Source organism: Lelliottia sp. F153, from assembly GCF_002870005.1.
Classification (GTDB): domain Bacteria; phylum Pseudomonadota; class Gammaproteobacteria; order Enterobacterales; family Enterobacteriaceae; genus Enterobacter; species Enterobacter nimipressuralis.
The window spans coordinates 272,262-290,128 of sequence record NZ_PKFT01000004.1 but is presented as its reverse complement, the minus strand read 5'-3'; the positions used below and the strand labels follow the sequence as shown (position 1 = coordinate 290,128).

At 57.1% G+C, this 17,867-nt stretch carries 13 protein-coding genes; 10 read left to right on the top strand and 3 right to left on the bottom strand.

What is annotated here, in order from left to right; all coding sequences use genetic code 11:
* Window positions 1-177: 177 nt before the first annotated feature.
* From bglF to F153LOC_RS13360, 4 genes are all read left to right on the top strand, one after another.
* A complete protein-coding gene (bglF, locus tag F153LOC_RS13375) occupies window positions 178-2,040 on the top strand; it encodes a PTS beta-glucoside transporter subunit IIABC (protein ID WP_102104130.1) in 1,863 nt (620 codons plus the stop codon).
* Window positions 2,041-2,052: 12 nt separating this feature from the next.
* Window positions 2,053-3,447 carry a glycoside hydrolase family 1 protein gene (locus F153LOC_RS13370; protein WP_102104129.1) on the top strand — a complete coding sequence of 465 codons (1,395 nt, stop codon included), beginning with the start codon at window positions 2,053-2,055 and terminating at the stop codon, window positions 3,445-3,447.
* A 357-nt stretch (window positions 3,448-3,804) separates the two neighbouring features.
* Complete coding sequence (gene mdtQ / locus F153LOC_RS13365) at window positions 3,805-5,223, top strand: multidrug resistance outer membrane protein MdtQ (protein ID WP_102104128.1); 1,419 nt, start codon at window positions 3,805-3,807, stop codon at window positions 5,221-5,223.
* 47 nt (window positions 5,224-5,270) lie between these two features.
* A complete protein-coding gene (locus F153LOC_RS13360; RefSeq protein WP_102104127.1) occupies window positions 5,271-6,044 on the top strand; it encodes an SDR family oxidoreductase in 774 nt (257 codons plus the stop codon).
* A gap of 5 nt (window positions 6,045-6,049) precedes the next feature.
* Here the strand turns inward: F153LOC_RS13360 and F153LOC_RS13355 are convergent, their stop codons facing one another.
* Window positions 6,050-6,616 carry a DedA family protein gene (locus F153LOC_RS13355; protein WP_100779538.1) on the bottom strand — a complete coding sequence of 189 codons (567 nt, stop codon included), beginning with the start codon at window positions 6,614-6,616 and terminating at the stop codon, window positions 6,050-6,052.
* Window positions 6,617-6,790: 174 nt separating this feature from the next.
* On the opposite strand from F153LOC_RS13355, the gene F153LOC_RS13350 reads away from it, so the two are divergent.
* Complete coding sequence (locus F153LOC_RS13350; protein ID WP_100779539.1) at window positions 6,791-7,378, top strand: Yip1 family protein; 588 nt, start codon at window positions 6,791-6,793, stop codon at window positions 7,376-7,378.
* Window positions 7,379-7,544: 166 nt separating this feature from the next.
* Window positions 7,545-8,465 (top strand): D-alanyl-D-alanine endopeptidase, encoded by a 921-nt coding sequence (pbpG, locus tag F153LOC_RS13345; protein ID WP_100779540.1) that lies wholly within the window; start codon window positions 7,545-7,547, stop codon window positions 8,463-8,465.
* Window positions 8,466-8,541: 76 nt separating this feature from the next.
* Here pbpG and F153LOC_RS13340 read toward each other — a convergent pair whose 3' ends face one another.
* Together F153LOC_RS13340 and dld are read right to left on the bottom strand one after the other, a co-directional pair.
* Entirely contained in the window at window positions 8,542-9,096 is a 555-nt protein-coding gene (locus tag F153LOC_RS13340; protein ID WP_102104126.1) for a GNAT family N-acetyltransferase, read from the bottom strand.
* Between the two features lie 104 nt (window positions 9,097-9,200).
* Entirely contained in the window at window positions 9,201-10,958 is a 1,758-nt protein-coding gene (dld, locus tag F153LOC_RS13335) for a D-lactate dehydrogenase (RefSeq protein ID WP_102104125.1), read from the bottom strand.
* Window positions 10,959-11,145: 187 nt separating this feature from the next.
* Between dld and bglX the strand changes: the two genes are divergently transcribed.
* The 4 genes from bglX (at window position 11,146) to F153LOC_RS13315 (ending at window position 17,861) form a co-directional block, all read left to right on the top strand.
* Window positions 11,146-13,443: a beta-glucosidase BglX gene (gene bglX, locus F153LOC_RS13330; protein WP_102104124.1), complete on the top strand. Its 2,298-nt coding sequence runs from the start codon at window positions 11,146-11,148 to the stop codon at window positions 13,441-13,443.
* A 304-nt stretch (window positions 13,444-13,747) separates the two neighbouring features.
* Complete coding sequence (locus F153LOC_RS13325) at window positions 13,748-15,079, top strand: glycoside hydrolase family 28 protein (protein ID WP_102104123.1); 1,332 nt, start codon at window positions 13,748-13,750, stop codon at window positions 15,077-15,079.
* Window positions 15,076-16,629 (top strand): MFS transporter, encoded by a 1,554-nt coding sequence (locus F153LOC_RS13320; protein WP_102104122.1) that lies wholly within the window; start codon window positions 15,076-15,078, stop codon window positions 16,627-16,629. The genes F153LOC_RS13325 and F153LOC_RS13320 overlap by 4 nt, the downstream gene beginning before the upstream one ends.
* Window positions 16,626-17,861, top strand: a complete 1,236-nt coding sequence (locus F153LOC_RS13315; RefSeq protein WP_102104121.1) for an MFS transporter — start codon at window positions 16,626-16,628, stop codon at window positions 17,859-17,861. Before F153LOC_RS13320 ends, F153LOC_RS13315 begins: the two co-directional genes overlap by 4 nt.
* Window positions 17,862-17,867 lie beyond the last annotated feature (6 nt).

Below are 17,867 nucleotides of genomic sequence, written 5' to 3'. Positions count from 1 at the left end.
AAGCATGAAGTTGAAGAGAGCCAGCTTCCACTAAAAGAGGTGTGAAGGGAAGGCTCTCAGAGTCTGGACTTAGTACGCCCCTATGGGGCGTTATCAATGCCACCTGCTATGCAGGTGGTTTTTTACTTTTAAACTCAGTCACCAGATGCCTGCGGGCATCGAAGAAAGGAAATCGAGATGGAATATCAAGCTTTGGCGAAGGATATTCTCGGCCACGTAGGGGGCAAAGAGAACATCATCAGTCTAGTTCATTGCGCCACCCGGCTTCGCTTCAAACTGAAAGAAAATCAAAAAGCGGATGCCGAAGAGCTGAAGAAAAATCCGGGCGTGATCATGGTCGTCGAAAGCGGCGGACAGTTTCAGGTGGTGATTGGAAACCATGTGAATGATGTCTGGAAAGCGGTACGGGCTGAAGCGGGTTTGCATGACGATACGCCAGTGGCAGCAGACGAGAACGGAGACAAGAGTCATCTTCTCGGGCGCTTGATTGATGTGGTCTCCGGCATCTTTACCCCGTTTATTGGCATCCTGGCGGCATCCGGTATTTTGAAAGGATTGCTGGCGCTGGCCGTGGTTTGCGGGTGGCTCAGCCCCGACAGCGGAACCTACAAAATCTGGTTTGCGGCAAGCGATGCCTTATTCTTCTTCTTTCCGCTGGTGCTGGGCTACACGGCCGGGAAGAAATTTGGCGGCAATCCGTTTATCACCATGGTCATCGGTGGCGCGCTGACCCATCCGATGATGATTCAGGCGTTTGAGGCCAGCCAACAAACCGGAGCCGTAGCGGACGCGTTTCTCGGGATTCCGGTCACCTGGTTCAACTACAGCGCGTCGGTTATCCCGATTATTCTCGCGGCGTGGGTCAGCTGTTGGCTGGAAGAAAAGAGCGGCAAACTGCTGCCGTCGTCGATGAAAAACTTCTTTACGCCGCTGATCTGTTTAGCGGTCACCGTCCCGCTGACCTTCCTGGTGATTGGGCCGGTAGCGACCTGGCTGAGCCAGCTGCTGGCTAACGGATATCAGGTGATTTATGTCCTGGCCCCGTGGCTGGCTGGCGCAGCGATGGGTGCGCTGTGGCAGGTGTGCGTGATCTTCGGCCTGCACTGGGGGCTGGTGCCGCTGATGATCAATAACCTGGCGGTACTGGGGCATGACTCAATGCTGCCGATGCTGCTGCCTGCGGTGATGGGGCAGGTGGGTGCCGCGCTGGGGGTCTTCCTGCGCACGCGCGATGCGCGTCTGAAAATGCTGGCGGGCTCATCGGTAACAGCGGGGATTTTTGGCATCACCGAGCCTGCGGTGTATGGCGTGAACTTGCCGCTGCGTCGACCGTTCATCTTTGGCTGCGTGGCCGGGTCGATTGGCGGGGCCATTGTGGGCCTGAGCCAGGCCTATGTTTACTCCTTTGGGTTCGCCAATATCTTTACCATTGCGCAGATGATCCCGCCGGGTGGCATTGATGCTTCGCTGTGGGGGGGCATTATCGGAACCGTAGTTGCTCTGATTTTAAGTTGCGTGCTGACGCTGGTTGCAGGGATGCCGGGGCGCGCAGTTGAGACGACGCCGGTCGCGCTCACCGCTGGCGAAGACGAGGTACTTTCGCCAATGAGCGGAACGGTGCTGGCCCTGAGTCAGGTGCCGGATGCCACCTTCGCGAGCGGTCTTCTCGGTCACGGCGCGGCCATTATCCCGTCCGACAACCACGTTTTCGCCCCGTTTGCGGGTGAGGTTGCCTCGCTATTCCAGACCAAACACGCGATAGGCCTGCTAAGCGACAGCGGCATTGAAGTGCTGATCCACGTCGGTATCGACACCGTCAAGCTCGACGGCAAGCATTTCACCGCTCACGTGAACGTGGGCGATAAAGTGAAGCCTGGCGATCTGCTGCTGGAATTCGACAGACAGGCCATTCTTGACGCCGGATACGATCTGGCCACCCCGATTATTATCAGTAACAGCGACAGTTATGCAGAGGTGATCACCGTGGCGGCCAGCGCCGTCAACGCCGGTTCGCCGCTGCTGACCGTCAGCCATCAATAACAGGAGAACGTGATGAAAACTTTCCCGGATACATTTTTATGGGGCGGCGCGGTTGCTGCCAACCAGGTAGAAGGCGCTTACCTTGAAGATGGCAAAGGCCTGTCAACGTCGGACGTCCAGCCGAAAGGGGTATTTGGCCCGGTGGTAGAGCGCGTTCCGGGCGACAGCGGAATTAAGGATGTGGCGATCGATTTTTATCATCGCTACCCGGACGATATTAAGCTGTTTGCTGAAATGGGATTTAGCTGCCTGCGTGTCTCTATCGCCTGGACGCGTATTTTCCCGAACGGGGATGAGCCGCAGCCGAATGAAGCGGGTCTGGCGTTTTACGACAAACTGTTTGACGAACTGGCCGCGCACAATATCACTCCACTGGTAACGCTGTCGCACTATGAGATGCCGTGGGGCCTGGTGAAACAGTATGGTGGCTGGGGCAGTCGTCAGGTGATTGGTTTCTTCGAGCGGTATGCGCGCACGGTGTTTACCCGCTACAAAGAGAAGGTGAAGCTGTGGCTGACATTTAACGAAATCAATATGTCCCTGCATGCGCCAATGACGGGCGTCGGCCTGCCGGAAACCAGCAGTAAAGCGGAAGTCTATCAGGCAATCCATCATCAGCTGATGGCCAGCGCATTGGCGGTTAACGCCTGTCATGAGATTGTCCCGGAAGGCAAAATTGGCAATATGCTGCTGGGAGGGCTGGTCTATCCGCTCACCTGCAAGCCGGACGATGTGCTTGAAGCCTTGCAGGAGAACCGTGCATGGCAGTTCTTCGGTGATGTGCAGTGCCGTGGCGCTTATCCGGGCTACATGCTGCGTTTCTTCCGCGATAACGGTATCCAGCTTGACGTAACCGATGCCGATCGCGAGGCGCTGAAATCGACCGTAGATTTTATCTCTTTCAGCTATTACATGACCGGTTGTGTGACCACGGATGAAGAGTTAAACCAGCAGGCGCGCGGCAACATTTTAAGCATGGTGCCAAACCCGCATCTCGCAAGCTCAGAGTGGGGCTGGCAGATTGACCCGGTCGGCCTGCGTACTCTGCTGAATGTGCTGTGGGATCGCTATCAGAAGCCGCTGTTTATTGTCGAGAATGGTCTGGGCGCGAAAGATAAACCCGATGCCGACGGTGTCGTGCAGGATGACTACCGTATTGCCTATCTCAATGATCATCTGGTGCAGGTGCGTGAGGCAATGGAAGACGGCGTAGAGGTGATGGGTTACACCAGTTGGGGACCTATCGATCTGGTGAGCGCGTCGAAAGCTGAGTTGTCCAAACGCTACGGCTTTATTTACGTCGATCGTGACGACAGCGGTAATGGCACGCTGGCCCGCAGCCGTAAGAAAAGCTTCTACTGGTACAAAGAGGTCATTTCGACCAAAGGCGCTTCGCTAAAAGCGTAATGACACTACTCTTTGCCCGACCGGTAAAAATCGGTCGGGCAAATCATCAGAAAATCATTTTAAATACGCCCGTCACCACCAGTAAACCTATTAAGAAAATAATCAAAATAACCCACAGTAATATTTTCATTCCCTTCTCCTTCAACTTTGCTATTGGGCTTACGTCTATTTAAGTGTAGCAGCCGCATCAAAGGCTTAATTAATAAGTGCTGTGAATGAATGTAATTATCTAATTCGTAAGGGGAATATTTTTCTGAGTGTGTGAATGTATGACAAAGTAAGGGTTGCCACGCGTTACTAAAAAAAAGAAAAGCAGCAGGCGTAATTTGCCCCTTTCTTTTTTGCGTGAATGGCGTAATGAAACCTTCAGTTATTTTCTCTTTTAGCTTACCTCTCTCTTTATTGCTGGTGGCCTGTGCGCCGGGCCACGACACGGCGGCGTCTCTGCATCAGCAGGCTCCCGTGGCGAAAATCAACACTCAGCTGGCCCACACCCAGTGGCCGAAAAATGAGTGGTGGAAAGATTTCCACGACCCGGAGCTGAACGCCCTGATTGCCAAAGCGCTGGCCGATGCGCCGGATATGCAGATTGCCCACCAGCGTATCGCCCTTGCGGAAGCTCAGGCCAAAATGGCTGTGGCTGCGGGCGGCCCGCAGATTGATTTTTCGGCGGACGCCGAGCGGCAAAAAATGTCGGCAGAAGGGCTGATGGGTCCGTTTGCCGAGACCGATCCTGCGGCGGGCACCACCGGGCCGTGGTACACCAACGGCACCTTCGGTCTGACGGCGGGATGGGATCTGGATTTGTGGGGGAAAAACCGCTCCCAGGTCGAGGCCCGGATCGGCAAAGTCAATGCGCAGAAAGCGGAGATGGAACAGACCCGCCAGCTTCTCGCCAGCAGCGTGGCGCGCCTGTACTGGGAGTGGCAAACGCAGGCCGAGATTGGTCATGTGCTGACGGACATCAAACAGGAACAAGAGTCGATTATTGCCGTCGATCGTGAACTCTACCAGCACGGCATTACCTCCTCCGTAGAAGGTGTCGTCACCGATATCAATGCCAGCAAAACGCAGGAACAGAGGGCGGAAGTCAGTGGCAAAATGAAAGCCATTGAGGCGCGGTTGCAGGCGCTGACCAATACCACCTTAGTGACGCTCACACCGCACCCGCTGCCGAAAATCGACGCTTCGCTACCGCCGACGCTGGGCTATGACCTGCTGGCCCGTCGTCCCGATCTTCAGGAGGCGCACTGGTACATTGAGGCGTCCATGAATGACGTGGATGCAGCGAAAGCCGCATTTTATCCGGATGTTAATCTGATGGCTTTCCTGCAGCAGGACGCCCTGCACTTAAGCGATCTGTTCCGCTCATCGGCCCAGCAGATGGGGGTCACTGCCGGACTGACGCTGCCGATCTTCGACAGCGGTCGCCTCAACGCGAATCTCGACATCGCCCAGGCGCAGAGCAATCTGTCCGTCGCGAACTACAACAAAGCGGTGGTCGATGCAGTGAATCAGGTGGCGCGCACGGCCAGCGAAGTGGAGACGCTGATGAACAAAAATCAGCAACAGCAGCAGGTTGAAGCCGATACCGCACGGGTGGTGGCCCAGGCGCAGGCCCGTTTTCGTGCGGGGATCATCGCCGGCTCACGCGTGAGCGAAGCGAAAATACCGGCGTTGCAGGAGCACATCGCGAGCCTGACGCTTCAGGGGCAATATGTGGACGCCACCCTGCAGCTGACCTCCGCCCTGGGTGGCGGGTATCACCACGGTTAACAGGACGTTATCTATACTTACCTTTTTGCGTTATGGCGGAGGTAGGTATGGCATCAGTTCAGCGCGTGGCCATTGTTACGGCATCAGATTCCGGAATCGGTAAAACAACGGCGCTACTTCTGGCGGAGCGCGGGTTTGATATTGGCGTGACCTGGCATTCGGATGAAGAGGGGGCACTCCAGACCTGTCGTGAAATAGAAGCCCTGGGGCGTCGCGCCGAGGCGATACAGCTGGATCTTAGCCACCTGCCCGAGGGGGCGAAAGCCATTGAGACGCTTATCGCCCGCTTTGGTCGGCTGGATGCGCTAGTCAACAACGCTGGCGCGATGGCCAAAGCCCTGTTTCTTGATATGACGTTTGACGACTGGCGCGGGATTTTTACCGTGGATGTGGATGGCGCGTTTCTCTGCTCACAACTTGCCGCCCGGCAGATGGTGAAGCAGGGGCAGGGTGGGCGGATTGTGAATATTACCTCGGTGCATGAGCACACCCCGCTACCGGAGGCCAGCGCCTATACCGCAGCGAAACACGCGCTGGGTGGCCTGACAAAATCGATGGCCCTTGAGCTGGTGCAGCACAAGATCCTGGTCAATGCGGTTGCCCCTGGCGCTATCGCCACGCCGATGAACGGCATGGATGACAGCGAAGTCGAAGAAGGCTCCATGCCCGAGATCCCTCTCGGTCGACCTGGGCAAACCCATGAGATCGCAAGCCTTGTCGCATGGCTGTGCGACACGGACGCCAGCTACACCACGGGGCAATCGTTTATTGTCGACGGCGGCTTTATGCTGGCGAATCCGCAGTTTAAACCGGCGGAGTAACGACGCTAGTCGCGATCGTTTTCCCGATGCTTGCGCCACAGTCGCCAGATAATGACGCCTGCCACCACCAGCACCAGCCAGATCCAGTGCTTCAGATGCTGGTCGAGGTTGTGCAGCCAGGGGCCAATCACTTCGCCGCCCACATAGCCGAGCGAAGTGAATATCAGCGCCCAGGCGATGGCACCGATGATGTTTAGCGGCAGAAAGATTTTCGGCGGCAGGCGGCTGGCGCCAATCAGCAGCGGGCCGATGATGCGAAAGCCGTACATAAACCGGGTACCGATCACAAACAGATAAGGGTGACGCTGAATCAGCCGCTGCGCGCGGTTGATTTTTTTCTGATGTCGGGCAAAACGTTTGAGCAGCGTGGGGCCAAAGCGCAATCCCAGCAGATAGAGCAACTGATCGCCAATCATCCCACCCAGCGCTACCGCGGCGACCACCAGCGGGAAACGAAGCAGCCCCTGATGTGCGGCCACCCCGCCTAGCAGGGTGATGGTTTCCCCTTCCGCCACGCTCCCTATCACCAGCGCCGCATATCCGTACTGTTCAATCAGACTATTGATATCCATGAGTTCAGCGGTGTCTCCCTGTGTAAACCTTCCTTAAGCATACACCCTGTGAATCAATGGTGTGGCAACCAGGACGATTTCCCCGAAGCGGCAATTTTGCCGCTGGTCATAAAATAATCTAAAGCTGCATTATACTTACAGTATCGCCTTGCGGGCCGACAATGAGGGGGCTGTATGAACCATGTCTGGGGGCTGTTTTCCCATCCCGATCGTGAGATGCATGTCATCAGAAGCGAGAACGAAACGGTCGCGCATCACTACACGCACCATGTCCTGCTCATGGCTGCCGTACCGGTGATCTGCGCGTTTATTGGCACAACACAAATCGGCTGGAATTTTGGCGATGGCAACGTCGTGACGCTCTCATGGATGACGGGGCTGGCACTGGCGGTGGTCTTCTACGGTTTAATGCTGGCAGGCGTGGCGGTGATGGGGCGGGTGATCTACTGGATGGCGCGAAACTATCCTCAGCGTCCCTCGCTCACCCTGTGCATGGTTTTTGCCGGATACGTGGCAACACCGCTTTTCATGAGCGGCATCGTGGCGCTTTATCCGCTGGTCTGGCTGTGTGCGCTGGTGGGTACCATCGCGCTGTTTTACACCGGCTATCTGCTGTATGTGGGGATTCCGACCTTCCTCAACATTAACAAAGAAGAAGGCTTAAGTTTCTCCAGTTCAACCCTCGCGATTGGCGTGCTGGTGCTGGAGGCGCTGCTGGCGCTCACGGTGATCCTGTGGGGCTACGGCTATCGTCTCTTCTGAGGTAAATGCATTGCTGGCGTAAATGCCAGCAATGCAGCATCTGTTCACGATTCTCCGCTGGCGACAACTCAGCAGGGCAGCTATGATGCCTTTGCCAGCCTGTTTCGCTCGTTGTAACGGGAGGCGTACGTCATCACGTGCATGAATAATTATCAGAAGTCTCACCATGCTGAAATTCCGAGTTTCTTTACTTAGCCTTGCGCTGATCCTGGCTGTGCCCGTTGCCGCGCCAGCGATTGCCAAAACAACCGCAGTGACCACTGCCGCTCAGCCGGAAATCGCCTCCGGAAGCGCGATGATTGTCGATCTGAATACCAACAAGGTGATCTATTCCAGTCACCCGGATCTGGTGCGTCCGATCGCGTCGATTACCAAATTAATGACCGCGATGGTGGTGCTCGATGCACGACTGCCGCTGGATGAGAAACTGAAAGTTGATATCAGCCAGACGCCAGAGATGAAAGGGATATACTCCCGCGTGCGTCTGAACAGCGAAATCAGCCGTAAAAATATGCTGCTGCTGGCGCTGATGTCCTCGGAAAACCGTGCTGCCGCGAGCCTCGCGCACCACTATCCGGGCGGATACAACGCATTTATCCGGGCGATGAATGCCAAAGCCAAATCCCTGGGCATGACCAACACCCGTTTTGTCGAGCCAACCGGGCTGTCGATTCACAACGTCTCCACCGCACGCGACCTGACCCACCTGCTGATCGCCAGCAAACAGTACCCGCTGATCGGTCAGCTGAGTACCACGCGTGAAGAGATGGCGACCTTTGCGAATCCGGCGTACACCTTACCGTTCCGCAATACTAACCATCTGGTGTATCGCGAAAACTGGAACATCCAGCTGACGAAAACCGGCTTTACCAATGCGGCTGGTCACTGTCTGGTGATGCGTACCGTGTTTAACGGCAAACCGGTGGCGCTGGTGGTGATGGATGCGTTTGGCAAATACACTCACTTCGCTGATGCCAGCCGTTTGCGTACCTGGATTGAAACCGGAAAAGTGATGCCAGTTCCGGCGGCGGCCTTGAGCTATAAAAAGCAAAAAGCGGCGCAGATGGAAACCGCACAGAACGACTGATCGTGAGGCAGGTGAATCCACGGTTTGCAGGCCGGGCAGGCGCAGTGCTGCCCGGCAAAACGTTTTGCCTCGCGAATTACTCCGGCAGCGTCCAGTCACCGTCGTTCAGGGGGCGCTGCATAATCAGCGTATCCCGCCAGTTTCCCTTCTTATAGCCCACGCTTCTTAACTGCCCGGCCACCTCGAACCCATGCTTTTTATGCAGCCGAATTGAACCGGCATTGTTATGCCCGTCGCCGACCACGGCAATCATCTGCCGCCACGGACCCTGCTCACAACGTTCAATCAGGGCATCCATCAGCGAGCTGCCAAAACCACGTCCGGTGGCGCTGGCATCCACATAGATCGACTCTTCAAGCGTATAGCGATAGGCAGGGCGCGCGCGATACAGCGCCGCATAGCAGTATCCCACCACCACCCCGCGATAGAGCGCCACCAGCCACGGCAACCCTTCGGCGGCAATCGTGCTCATGCGCTGGCGCATCTCTTCGATGGTGGGGGGAACTTCTTCAAACGATGCACGCCCGTTAAGCACATGCCAGGCGTAGATCGCGGCAATGGCATGTACGTCGTCAGGTTGGGCGTCGCGCACCTCGACTTCGGAAGCGGACAGGATATCAACGGCCGACATGATGAGCGGGCTCCTCAGGAAAAAAAAGCCGGAGAAGCGGTTCTCCGGCGGGGTGAGATTACTCTAGTACGATTGTTACTGGCTTAACAATAATTTCAGTGTGGCTATAGTGTTTGATCAGAGGGTTGCGTCTCGTCGCGCTCTGTCTGGACCGCTTCTTTCCAGTATTTATGCTTCGTCGTCTTACCAATGCCGGGATTCATGCTGTTTGTCGGGTCATTCTCGCGATAAAAACGTTTAAGCGTTTCTGGCGCTTCATACAGGTGCCCGACGTTATGTTCGGCTGGGTATTGTGCCCCGCGCGCGCGCAGCAGTTCGAGCATCTGCTCCTTCAGGGCATGCGCATCAACGCCTTTTTTGACGATGTAATCCTGGTGGAAAACGTGGCACATAAAGTGGCCGTAGTAGAGCTTATGCACCAGCTTACTGTCGATTTCCGGCGGCAGGTGTTCAAACCACTCCGTATCGTTACGACGCAGGGCGATATCCAGCGCCAGAATATCTTCCACTTCGTCGGCGTGAACCGCCTGATAGCGAATCGCGGCGCCCGCCGCGGCGAAGCGGTGCAAGAACGCCTTGTTGCCTTCTTCCGGCGTACAGGCAAAGAAATCGCCCTCGGCTGTTTTAAAGTATTCCGCCAGCCAGATTTGCGCCTCGGCAATCCCGTCGCCCGACATTTTGAGCAGCAGGTGGTGTTCGTACTTATCGCGCCAGCTCTTCATGCGCGGCGGCAGGTGCGCCGGGAAAGCCGTGCCCAGCTTCTGCATAAAGCGATCGGTGAAGTGCGGTTTGAACAGGGACACTTTGCCAAGCATGGCGTCGGCGCGGCCTTTCATCGTAAAGAAGAACGGCATTTTGTCGGTGCCGAGCTTGTCGATCATCAGGAAGGTGTCTTTGCCGTAGCGCTCGGCGATATCGTAAATATCGCGATGCATGTACTCACCCGCGACCGGCAGATTTGTGAACTCGCCCAGAATATGACGACGGATCTCGGTCAGCACTTCCGGCTGGTTGGTGCCGATATAAAAGACCTGCTGATTTTTCTGCGCCGGGAAGGTGTCCAGACGTACGGCAAACACCGCGAGTTTGCCCGCGCAGCCGGAAGATTCAAACAGACGATCCGGATCGGCGTTATAGCGCGCCGGGGTATCGGCTTCAATGTCGCGCACGCGTTCGACGTAATCGTGATCGTGGGCGTGACGGCCATCGTGCTGCACGTCGGCGTCGTTCACGCGCTCATCGTCGAGCTTGCTCAGGATCTGCTCCGGCGTGACACCCAGGTTGATCCCCAGATGATTCACCAGCTGTAATTTTCCGTTCTCATCAATGCGTGCAAACAGGGACATTTCCGTGTACGCCGGGCCGCGCTGCACCAGCGACCCGCCGGAGTTGTTGCAGATCCCGCCGATCACCGACGCGCCAATGCAGGAGGAGCCAATCACCGAGTGCGGCTCGCGACCCAGCGGCTTGAGCGCTTTTTCCAGCGAATAAAGGGTCGTGCCAGGATAGGCCAGCACCTGCTCACCTTTGTCCAGCAGATGCAGTTTATCGAGACGCAGGGTGCTGATAATGACGATATCCCGGTCGTAATCATTGCCGTTTGGCGTCGAGCCTTCCGTCAGGCCGGTATTGGCCGCCTGCATCAGAATGATTTTGTCGGCGTTAACGCAGGCGCTCAGCACACGCCACAGCTCCAGCAGCGTGCCGGGGAAGACTACCGCCAGCGCTTCACCCTGGCCGGAACGGAAGCCCTTGCGATAGCGGGCGGTTTTTTCCGGGTCCGTCAGCAGGTGTGAGTGACCGACCAGGCGAGACAGTTCGTTAATAAAAGTGTTGTTATTTTGTGTGCGAACAGAAGTCATCTTCCACTCCTTGTGGTGGGGCAAATTTCTCGCTGTAAAGCATAGCGCGATTAACTGTTAAGCGAACAAGTATTCATGAGAAAAATCAGAGAATAACCCTGCAAGGTTGAAAGGGTTTGTGGCACACTGCGCTTTTCGCACGGTCTGGCCGAGTTTTCCGGCGGTTAATGATGAGAGAGTACAACACATGAAATGGCTTTGTTCTGTAGCTGTCGCAGTAAGCCTGGCGCTGCAACCCGCGCTGGCTGAAGATCTGTTTGGCAACCACCCATTAACCCCGGAAGCCCGCGACGCCTTCGTCACGGACTTGCTCACCAAAATGACGGTCGATGAAAAAATCGGCCAGCTGCGTCTCATCAGTGTCGGGCCGGATAACCCGAAAGAGGCGATCCGCGAGATGATCAAGGAGAGCCAGGTCGGGGCGATTTTTAACACTGTCACCCGCGAAGATATCCGCAAAATGCAGGACCAGGTGATGCAGCTCAGCCGCCTGAAAATTCCGCTTTTCTTCGCCTACGACGTGGTCCACGGCCAGCGTACCGTCTTCCCGATTAGCCTCGGTTTAGCCTCTTCCTTTAACCTGGATGCGGTCAGAACCGTCGGGCGCATTTCGGCCTATGAAGCCGCCGATGACGGTCTGAACATGACCTGGGCGCCGATGGTCGACGTCTCGCGCGATCCGCGCTGGGGCCGTGCCTCAGAAGGCTTTGGTGAAGACACCTATTTAACCGCCACCCTCGGCAAAACCATGGTCGAAGCGATGCAGGGCAAAAGCCCGGCGGATCGCTACTCGGTGATGACCAGCGTCAAACACTTTGCCGCCTACGGCGCGGTAGAGGGCGGGAAAGAGTACAACACCGTCGACATGAGCTCGCAGCGCCTGTTCAACGACTACATGCCGCCTTACAAAGCCGGGCTGGACGCGGGCAGCGGCGCGGTGATGGTGGCCCTGAACTCCCTCAACGGTACCCCGGCGACCTCCGATTCCTGGCTGCTGAAAGACGTACTGCGCGACCAGTGGGGCTTTAAAGGCATTACCGTGTCCGATCACGGCGCGATTAAAGAGCTGATCAAACACGGCACCGCCTCCGATCCGGAAGACGCCGTGCGCGTGGCGCTCAAAGCCGGTATCAACATGAGCATGAGCGACGAGTATTACAGCAAATACCTGCCGGACCTGGTGAAAACCGGCAAAGTAACCATGGCAGAGCTGGACGACGCCACCCGCCATGTGCTGAACGTGAAATATGACATGGGGCTGTTTAACGATCCGTACAGCCACTTAGGGCCGAAAGAGTCCGACCCGGCGGATACCAATGCCGAAAGCCGTCTGCATCGTAAAGAGGCCCGTGAAGTGGCGCGCGAAAGTCTCGTGCTGCTGAAAAACCGTCTCGAAACGCTGCCGCTGAAAAAATCCGGCACCCTCGCCGTGGTTGGCCCACTGGCCGACAGCAAGCGTGACGTGATGGGCAGTTGGTCCGCTGCGGGCGTGGCCGATCAGTCCGTCACCGTGCTCACGGGGATCAAAAATGCGCTGGGTGAAAAGGGCAAAGTGATTTACGCCAAAGGCGCTAACGTCACTAACGACAAGGATATCGTCACCTTCCTGAACCAGTACGAAGAGGCGGTGAAGGTTGATCCGCGTTCGGCGAAAGAGATGATCGACGAAGCGGTCAACGCGGCGAAACAGGCTGATGTGGTGGTGGCGGTCGTCGGTGAAGCGCAGGGTATGGCCCATGAAGCGTCGAGCCGTACCGATATCACCCTCCCGCAGAGCCAGCGCGATCTGATCAGCGCCCTGAAAGCGACGGGTAAACCGCTGGTGCTGGTGCTGATGAACGGCCGCCCGCTGGCGCTGGTGAAAGAGGATCAGCAGGCTGATGCGCTGCTCGAAACCTGGTTCGCCGGGACCGAGGGCGGTAACGCCATTGCTGATGTGCTGTTTGGCGATTACAACCCGTCTGGCAAACTGCCGATGTCCTTCCCGCGCTCAGTCGGCCAAATTCCGGTTTACTACAGCCACCTGAATACCGGTCGCCCATACAACGCCGATAAGCCGAACAAGTACACCTCACGCTATTTCGATGAAGCCAATGGTCCGCTTTATCCGTTTGGTTATGGGCTGAGCTACACCACCTTCAAGGTTTCTGACGTGAAAATGTCTGCACCCACCCTGAAGCGTGACGGCAAAGTCACCGCCAGCGTGGAAGTGACCAACACCGGTAAACGCGACGGTGCCACGGTCATCCAGATGTACGTGCAGGATGTGACGGCCTCCATGAGCCGCCCGGTGAAACAGCTGCGCGGCTTCGAGAAGGTTGACCTGAAGCCGGGCGAGACCAAAACCGTGAGCTTCCCGATTGACGTCGATGCGCTGAAGTTCTGGAACCAGCAGATGAAATATGACGCGGAACCAGGGAAGTTTAACGTCTTTATCGGCGTGGACTCTGCGCGAGTGAATAAAGGCGAGTTCGACCTGCTTTAACGACAAGAGACGAAACCCGCCGTTGTGCGGGTTTCGTGACGTATCCCGCAAGGTTTCGCGCCTTTCCTGCCTGATTGCTTTGATTCCCTCTTTTCTTGTCTCTTACTCGCCGTTAAATGTGACCTTTTTCACAGTTCATTTTTATCCCGCAGATGAAATCGTGAGGACGATCAAAACTCACTCCCGCCACACCCGGCAGGCGTGACTCTCTTCACTCTTCGCGAAAAAGCCCGGTAAACACGCCACAAACACGCCGCAGAAAAGCCGTGTAATGCCTGTCACATCACAGCTGACAGGTAATCACATGAAGCTCTCATTAGAAAACATCTCCCTCGATCGAAGCGGGTCGACCCCCGTCACCACCGCGCTGCAGGAACTCATCGATACGCTTGCCGTGAACGGAGGAGGCACGCTGGTGGTCACGCCAGGCATCTACCTGACCGGAACGCTGGTGCTGCCGTCGAATTTCACCCTGCATCTGGAAGCGGGCGCGCGCCTGCTCGCCAGCCAGAATGTGGATGATTACCGCGCCGCAGAAACCCAGAGCACAGCCGAGCTGTCGCGCATGGCACTCATCTACGCCCGCGATGCGCGCAACCTGACGCTCGGCGGCGCGGGTTGGATCGACGGCAACGCCACGGCCTGGTTTGCCGCAGAGATGGATGACCAGGGGTATCGTCAGCCAAAACCCCAGCGCCCACGCCTGCTGGTGCTGGAAGGGTGCGAACAGGTACGGCTGACGGATATCACACTGTGCGACTCGCCGATGTGGACCGCGCATCTGGTGAGCTGCAACCATGTTTTCATCCGCAATATCACCATTGATAACGATCTGGCGCTGGCTAACACCGACGCGCTGGACATCGACAGCTGTCAGCATGTGCTCATCAGCGACAGCTACTTCAGCGCCGCCGACGACGGCATCTGCCTGAAGACCACGGCCAAAGCGCCCGAACTCCAGCAGCCTATCTACAACGTCACGATCAGTAACTGCATCATTCGCTCCAAAAGCTGCGCAATTAAAGTCGGGACCGAAACCTTCGCCGACATCACCCATCTGACGGTCAGCAACTGCGTGATTTTCGATTCTAACCGGGGCATCGGCCTGATCTCCCGCGACGGCGGCCAATTCAGCAAGATGAGCTTCAGCAACATTCTCTTCGACTGCCGCCACGGCCATCCGTGTCACTGGGGCAAAGCTGACCCGGTGTTTATCTCCGTACGCCATCGCGCGCCGGACATCACGCCAGGCACGATCAGCCAGATCACCTTCTCGGGCCTGAACGGGACGGGGGAGGGGGCGATAAATCTGCACAGCGAAACGCCCGGTGCGATACGCGATATCACCTTCAACGGCCTGGCGTTCAGCCAGCTTGCCTCCCGTTCCGATGAACAGGGCTGCTACGACGTTCGCCCGCCGTGTAACCCAGAGCGCCCGACCGGAATGGGGCTGGACAATGCCTATCGTGTGAATACGCAAACCGGGCGCGCTCACGGCGTGGAGTTATATCCGCACGGGCTGCCGGCCCTTTACGCCTGCGGCGTCGAAGGGTTGCATCTGCATGCCATCACCATTACGCGCCCGTCGCCGCTGCCTGCGGGCTGGGATAGTGAAAAAATCCGGAGTGCAAAATGATCAAAAAAGTGCGGGAAATAAAGCTGCGGAACTACGTGTGCTACGGGCTGGCGGATGTGATTGGCTCGGGGGCCTTTACCCTGGTCAGCGCCTGGCTGCTGTTTTTCTTAACCACCTTTTGTGGCCTGACGCCGATCCAGGCCGGGTCCCTGTTTGCGGTGGCGAGAATTGTCGATGTGATCATGTGTCCGGTGATCGGCTACGTTTCTGATAACTTCCACAAAACGCGCCTGGGGCGCCGCTTTGGCCGTCGCCGTTTCTTCCTGCTGGCCAGTATTCCGCTGGTGTCGGTCTACAGCCTGCTGTGGGTGGAAGGGTTCAACTACTGGATGTACCTGCTGTTCTACATCCTGTTTGAAATCGTCTACACCATGATCATTATTCCGTACGACACGCTCTCGGCTGAGATGACGTCGGATTTCAAAAAGCGCTCAAAACTGACCAGCGCCCGTATGTATATCGCCCAGCTCGCGGGATTTGCGGCGGCGTTCCTGCCGGGGCGTCTGGTGGCGTACTTCGGCCCGGACTCTTCCGACTCCTTCTTCTATACCGGGGCGATTTTCACCGTCTCCTTTATGATTGTGCTGTTCTTTGTCTATTTCGGCACCTGGGAGCGCTCGCTGGAAGAGATCCAGCAGAATGAGCACCACGACGAAGACGACGAAAAAGAGCCATTCGCCACGCGCGCATACCATATCTATTACGATTTCGTCTCAACGTTAAAAATCAAAACCTTCCGCTCGCATCTGGGGATGTATCTCGGCGGCTCGGTGGCGCAGGACATTTTTAACTCGGTCTTTACCTACTTTGTGGTCTTCGCCCTGATGACCTCGTCTGTAATGGCCTCCAATCTGCTGGGCGTCGTAAACGGTCTGCAGTTCTTTGGTGTGGGGATTGCCACCTGGCTGACCCTGCGCTACTCCCCGTCGCGCGCCTTTGCGACCCAGGCCACGATGGCGCTGGTGGCGTTTGCCCTGTTTGTGTCCGCGTACTTTAGCGGCACCGGCGGGATGACCCTGCTGTACGTCGGTGCGGCGGTCGCCGGGCTGGCGCGCGGCGGTATCTACGCTATTCCGTGGAATAACTACACCTTTGTCGCCGACGTGGATGAGATCCTCACTTGCCGTCGTCGCGAGGGGATTTTCGCGGGCTTTATGAGCCTGCTGCGAAAGGCGTCGCAGGCCCTGTCGATTTTCCTCGTCGGCGTGGCCCTGCAGATGTCCGGGTTTGTCTCCGGGCAAAACGCCCAGCCGCAGTCGGCCATCAACATGATTTTAATCATCATGATTGTGCTGCCGGTCGCACTGACGCTGTGGGGGATCTGGTCGGCGTTCCAGTTTAAGGTCAACAGCCGTACCCACGCGATTCTGAACGAAGAAGTGGCGCGTCTGAAACAGGGCGGCAGCAAGGCGACCGTCAGCGCGGAAAACAAAGCGGTGATCGAAAGCCTCACCGGTATGCCGTACGACCACTGCTGGGGGGAAAACAGCGTCGGCTATCTGAATCGTAAACGCATGAATGTGCGCGCACTGCGAGACAAAATGGCATGACGGAGCAGAGCGTATTTATCCAGCAGGGCCTGTGGGCCAGGCTGGGATTGCCTCGTGAACTGTGCTGGGGCTTTGTCGGGATTTTCCTGTTTATCACCGGCGCCACCATCGAGCAAAGCTGGCTGGCGTCGATGCTTCAGCATCGCGGTTTTGATGCCATGCACATCAGCCTGCTGTCATCGGTGTTTGGGCTGTGTGTCGCGGCGGTATCGTGGTTTTCCGGAATAGGGGCGGGCGTACTCGGCCTGCGCCGCCTGATGTGGGCGGCGACGCTGTTCTACTTTATCGGTTCAATTCCCTTTATCGCTTACGCGCTGCCGCAGGGCAATTATCCCCTGATGGTGGCGAGCTACGCCCTGCGCGGCGTGGCGTATCCGCTGTTCGCCTATTCGTTTCTGGTGTGGATTAACCAGCGCTGCGAGCCAGGTATTCTCGGGCGCGCCGTCTCCTGGTTCTGGATTGCGTTTGGCGTAGGCATGACCATCGTCGGGCCGTGGTACTCAAGCCTGATGCTGCCCCTGATCGGCGAAACCTCGACGCTGCTGAGCGGGTTTATCTTTGTGGCACTCGGCGCATTCTGCGCGCTGGTGCTCAACCGCGATCGCCCGCACGTGCAAAGCAACGGGCATCTCGGCGCAGCCTTTGCCGAAGGGATGATGGTGCTGGTGCGCGAGCCGAAAATGCGTCTGGCGGTGATCGTCAAAACCATCAACGATATCGGCAAGTTTTCGCTGGTGATCCTGATGCCGGTCTACCTGCCGCGTTTCGGATTTAGCATCGCCGAGTGGTTGACCATCTGGGGGCTGGTGAACGTGGTCAATATCTTCGCTAACTACTTCTTCGGCTGGCTCGGCGATACCATCGGCTGGCGCAAGACGGTGGCCTGGTTCTCCGGCACCCTGTGCGGTCTGGCGATGCTGGCGGTGTGCTACGCGCCGGTACTGTTCGGTGACAGCGAAACGGCGCTGTTTCTGGCTCTGGCCCTTTACGCCATCGGGCTGGGTGCTTTTGGCCCGCTGAGCGCGCTGATTCCGTCCCTGCTGCCGGAGAACAAAGGCGCTGCCATCTCCTGCCTGAATCTTGGGTCGGGGCTGAGCAATTTCGCCGGTCCACTTATCGTCACGCTCTGCGTTTCGCCGTTTGGTGCGGAGGGGACGTTGTGGGTGATCGCGCTGCTCTATTTTGCCGCCAGCCTGCTAACCGTCCCGCTGAGGTTGCCGGAAGAAGGATGATTCCTC